Below are 1,500 nucleotides of genomic sequence, written 5' to 3' on the forward strand. Positions count from 1 at the left end.
ACCCGCCAAGCCAACCGCCGATCACACGACCTAATCACCGCCGTGACCAGCAGCTACCCGACAACGCAATAGCCCTGGGGGTACACCCTGCTGTACGCCCGAATCCGGGCCGTGGACGTACCGGACGTCCGACTGGTTGAGGGGAAGCGCGCGGTAGGGGACTTCGATAGTCACGTGGGCAAGGTAACGGACAACGGCACGACCGCGGCAAGCGAGGGGAGCAGCGCATGCTGCCGCCCACGCGGCTTCGGCCACGGGATTACCCGCGTGCGCGGGGAGCAGAGCGCGCCGGCCACCACCGGGCCGAGAACCTGGGGATCACTAAAAGGGCGTCTGATTCACGTATTTTGCGAGTGATGTGATCTTCAGGTGTCTCGCCAGGTTGGAGTGGTTTCGCTGGTGATCCGCTTGGTGAGGTTGTCGATCATCGCGATGCGGATCATGCTGGCGGAGTGGTCTGGTAGGGCTTCGTAGTCGCGGGCCAGGCGGCGGTGGAGCATGAGCCAGCCGAGGGTGCGTTCGACGACCCATCGGCGTTTGACCACCGAGAACCCTCGGATCTGCGGGTCCTTGGTGACGACCTCGACGTCGATGCCGAGGCTGGCGCCGTGTTCGATGACCTTGTTCTTGAAGCCGGCGTCGACCCAGGTCTTGGCCAGGGCCGGGTGGGTGGCTTTGGCTTGTTCCAGCAGGTCGATGCCGATGGTGTTGTCGCTGGCGCTGGCGGCAGTGACGATGACCGCGAGGAGCAGGCCGAGGGTATCGGTGACGATGCCGCGTTTGCGTCCGACGATCTTCTTGCCGGCGTCGATGCCCTGGGTGGGCAGGGGTGCGTTGGTGGACGTTTTCACGCTCTGGGTGTCGATGACGCCGGCGGATGGCTGCGCAGCCCGTCCAGCCTTGGCGCGGGCCAGTCCGGTGAGCTGGTAGTTGAGCTGGGTGAAGATGCCGTCGCCTGTCCAGGCGGTGAAGTAGCCGTAGACGGTCTGCCACGGTGGGAAGTCATGGGGCAGGTAGCGCCAGGCGATGCCGGTGCGGTTGTCGTAGAGGATGGCGTTGAAGATCTCCCGCAGGTCGTGGGTGGCGGTACGTCCGCCGACACCGGCGTCGGTGCGGGCCTGACGCCAGGCGGCAAGGCGTGGTGCAATCAGCGCCCAGCGGGCGTCGGACAGGTCGGAAGGGTAGGCGGGTCGCTCGGCCACACGCTATGCCTACTGTGGACTACGGAATGGACCGCGCCCGGGTCCGACGATTCCCGAACTTTGTGAACCAGACACGATCTGTGGATCAAAGCAGGGCATCCTGCATCGGCATCAATCAGGCGAACCTGGTCCCAGTGGTGATCATTCGACTCTGCCGACGCCCCGCCGGTCAGGCCCACGAAAGCAGCAATACGTAGTGCGAGTGATCAAAACGCCCAGTTACTGGACGTTTGTTTCGTCTTCGGGCCGGTAATGGCCGATTCGCGCCTCAACCTCGGCGGTATGAGATGTCCGGCCC

Annotated in this window: 1 protein-coding gene; it reads right to left on the bottom strand. The window is 64.6% G+C overall.

Translation table 11 applies throughout. The features are described 5' to 3' along the window. Positions 1–365 precede the first annotated feature (365 nt). Positions 366–1,202: an IS5 family transposase gene (locus FF096_RS26160; protein WP_309223935.1), complete on the bottom strand. Its 837-nt coding sequence runs from the start codon at positions 1,200–1,202 to the stop codon at positions 366–368. Positions 1,203–1,500: the final 298 nt, after the last annotated feature.

Source organism: Micromonospora sp. CP22 (assembly GCF_009712475.1).
Lineage (GTDB): Bacteria > Actinomycetota > Actinomycetes > Mycobacteriales > Micromonosporaceae > Micromonospora.